General features: G+C 69.6%; 1 pseudogene. It reads left to right on the top strand.

Annotation, left to right across the window (positions count from 1 at the left end):
• A pseudogene (locus tag QZX79_RS05980) lies at positions 1-3,534 on the top strand (hypothetical protein); the annotation flags it as partial.
• Between the last annotated feature and the right edge of the window lie 60 nt (positions 3,535-3,594).

Here is a 3,594-nt window from a genome sequence, read left to right on the forward strand (position 1 = left end):
GAACCGGTCAGCGGCCCGTCGGACGACACCGAACCGGTCAGCGGCCCGTCGGACGACACCGAACCGGTCAGCGGCCCGTCGGACGACACCGAACCGGTCAGCGGCCCGTCGGACGACACCGAACCGGTCAGCGGCCCGTCGGACGACACCGAACCGGGCGGCGGCGACCAGCTCTACTTCGAGCCGGTCGGCGAGCCGGGCGACTTCCAGCCGGGCGACGGCGAGCCGGTCAGCCCTCCGCTGGACGACTTCGAGTCGCTCCCCGACGGGGTGTTTTACGACGGGTCCAATGCCGAGCCCCTGGAGCTGATCGAGGAGTCGGCCGAGTTCTACGTGCCGCCCTCGGACCCGATCCAGTCGCCGGACGAGTTCTACATGACGCCCGAGGAGGCCGGCGCCGACCCTGACTTCGTGTTGCCCCCCAACGAGGACCCGTCGCAGTCGGAACCCACGCTGGACGGCGAGCAGTCGAGCCCCGGTGACGCTCGGCTGGTCGAGGTGTCCACCAGCGTCGAGCCGGTTGAAGAATCCGAGCAGATCTCGGCGCCCGGCGGGGGCGATGAGGTCCAGTCCGACCTGGCGCCAGTGGCCGAGTTCTCGGACCCGGGCTACGAGCCCAACATCGCGGAGGTGCGGCCCCAGGAGCCGCGCGACGTCTACGTGACGCCCAAGGAAGCTTTCGCCAACCCTGACTTCATGTACCTCCTGAACGAAGCCACCGATTCCCTGCCTTCCTCCGACGAGGCACCGCAGCAGTCGAGCCCCGGTGACGCTCGGCTGGTCGAGGTGTCGACCAGCGTCCCGCCGGTTGACGAGCAGATCCTGGCGCTCGGTGGGGGCGATGAGGGCCAGCCCGAGGTGCCGGTCGAGTTCTCGGATGGCCAGCCGAGCTACGAGCCCAACATTGCCGAGGTGGGGCTCGGAAGCCCCGACGGCGCCCTCGGACTCGCGCCCTTCGACAACGCCGCCGTCCTGGAGCGGCTGGGCAACCTCTTGTCGGGCGACGGGTCCTTCTCGTACAACGGCGTCACCGTCGATCTCAACCCCGTCCTCGAGCAGGTGCGGAACCTCCCGGTGAACAACGGAGGGACGACCCCCACCACGCTCGGGCAGGCCGTGGCCGATGCCAGGCAGAACCCCTCAGCGCCGCTCCCCGCTGACCTGCGGCTGTCGCCGCAGGTCAGCCGCCAGCTCGCCCGCGTGCAGGAACAGCTCAACAACGTGAACAGCGGGGAGCTGCCCGCGGTCCTCGGGGAGGCCCCCATCACCCGGCTCGCGCCGGGCATCGAGTTCACCCCGCCGATCGTCGACGCCGGGGAGGCGCAGATCGACCTCGGCCCGGGCACTCTCGGCGTCCGGAACCTCTCGTCCAGCGGACCGCGGATCACGATCGGGGCCAACGGCACTCTCGCCCAGGAGGGCGACACGCGGCTGCAGGGCCAGTCGTCCACGGCCTTCACCATCAATCCGCGGACGGGCCAGAACGTGTACGCGCTCGGCGGGGCGGACACCCCGAACCCGGAGCGCGGTGCCAGCCCCGACACCCTGAACATCCAGTCGACCAACAACCTCGCCCTGCTGAACGGCACGGCGCGCCCGGAGGAGCTGCCGACCACCGGCAGCGCTCGCTGGGACGGGTCCAGGATCGGTGTCGGCGCCAACGCCAATTTCGACCTGACCAACTCCCCAGGTCCGGGGAACGTCACCACCACCGGCACCGTGCAGCTTCCGCTCAGCGCCTCCTACAACACCGGGGTGGACAACCCCTACGACGGATGGAGCTTTGGAGCCAACGCCTCGGTGACGCCACAGTTCACGATCGGTGGCAACCCTAACTCTCAGGTGACCACGACCGGGGGCGTCAACCTCAACGGGCGGCTCGGCGGTCGCACGGACGCCGACGGCTTCGTCGACACCGACAACAACGGCCTCCGGCCCGGTGCGCAGCTAACCGGCCAGGTCTTCGGCAACTACACGCGCGTCGACGGCGGACAGACGCAACTGCCCAGCAGGGTGCCCGGCGCACCAGCGGTGACGGTCCCCTCCACCACTCAGCAGGGCACGGTGGGCTTGGGCGTGGGCGGCCGGGTGACCGAGCAGCAGGAGAATTTCACGGCGACCGCGGGTTTCAATGGCCGGGTCGGCTACGGGATGCAGTCGCTCGACACGCCGGTCGGCAGCGCTTCCACCAGCGGCTTGTTCGCCAACGTCGCCGCCGACGGTAACGTGCAGGCCTACTTCGCCGACCAGGACAGCGCGATCCGGCCCTCCGTGGGTGTCGCCGGCAACGCCGCTGTGAACCTGGCCCCCGACGGCCGGACCACCGGCTCCTGGAGAGTCACCCCCTCCGGCCGCCTCGACTTCGACCTCGACGGCTCCGACGGCAACACCGCGGCCTACGTGCAGGGCGGTTACGAGATCGGCCAGCAGAACGGGGTCGGTCAGAACGGTGTGGTCGCGGAAGCCGGGGTGGGCGGCGTCGACATCTTCGGCGGCGACGGCCGGTTCGGTGTGCGGTACAACGGAACTGGTGATGACCAGCGGGTCAGCTTCCAGGTCGGCTTGGGAGCCAGGCCCGCGCAGCCCCAGCCGCCCGCGCGGACGATGGGGGTCGCGACCCCGGGCGACGGTGGTTTCGCCCCGATCACGGCCCCGACCGACATCCCGCAGTTCAACCCGGGCGGGGACCTGAGCATCTCGAACTCGCCGGTGTTCACCCCGCCCGCAGGCTCGGGCGGCAGCTCGGCGGCCCCCGCCACGTCGGTCGCCCCTCCGGTCAGCGAAACCGGTCCGCTGGGCAACAGCGCCGCGGGGCTGAGCGGTGTGCAGCCGGTCGGGTCCCCGCAGCAGGGCGCGACGACGAGCGCTCCCGCATCCTCCGAGGTGGTTCCGGTTCCGGTTCCGGTTACCGACTTCACGACGGACGTGGAGTTCGTGGGTTCGGAGGGTCAGTCGCTGGAGCTGTTCGGTCCGGAGGCTCCGCTGGTTGAGGCTCCGCTGGTTGAGGCTCCGCTGGTTGAGGCTCCGCTGGTTGAGGCTCCGGTTACCGACTTCACGACGGACGTGGAGTTCGTGGGTTCGGAGGGTCAGTCGCTGGAGCTGTTCGGTCCGGAGGCTCCGCTGGTTGAGGCTCCGCTGGTTGAGGCTCCGGTTACCGACTTCACGACGGACGTGGAGTTCGTGGGTTCGGAGGGCCAGTCGCTGGAACTGTTCGGGCCGCAGGCCCCGGTCTTCGACGAAGCGCTGGACATCCCGTTGAACCAGCCGATGATCGATGTTCCGGTGACCCCCATGCCTGCGATGAATCTTGGGCTGCCTGCGCAGGATCTCTCGACGGCCGTCATGCCGTCGCCGGCCTTGGACTTCAACACCCCGACGATCCCGTCGATGGACAGTTTCCTCTCCGTGCCGTCGCTCAACACGCCGTCCTTCGACACGGTGACCATGCCGTCGCCCTCGTCCATGGAGTTCACCACGCCGTCCTTCACCCCGACGGCCCTGACTACGATGCTCACCGGGAGTCGCTTCTTCTGACCTGTGGATGTCTGTCGCGGATGCCGGGGGCCTTCGGGCTCCCGGCATCCGCCGTCAGCT

The sequence above is a fragment of the uncultured Arthrobacter sp. genome (genome assembly GCF_902805515.1).
Lineage (GTDB): Bacteria > Actinomycetota > Actinomycetes > Actinomycetales > Micrococcaceae > Arthrobacter_D.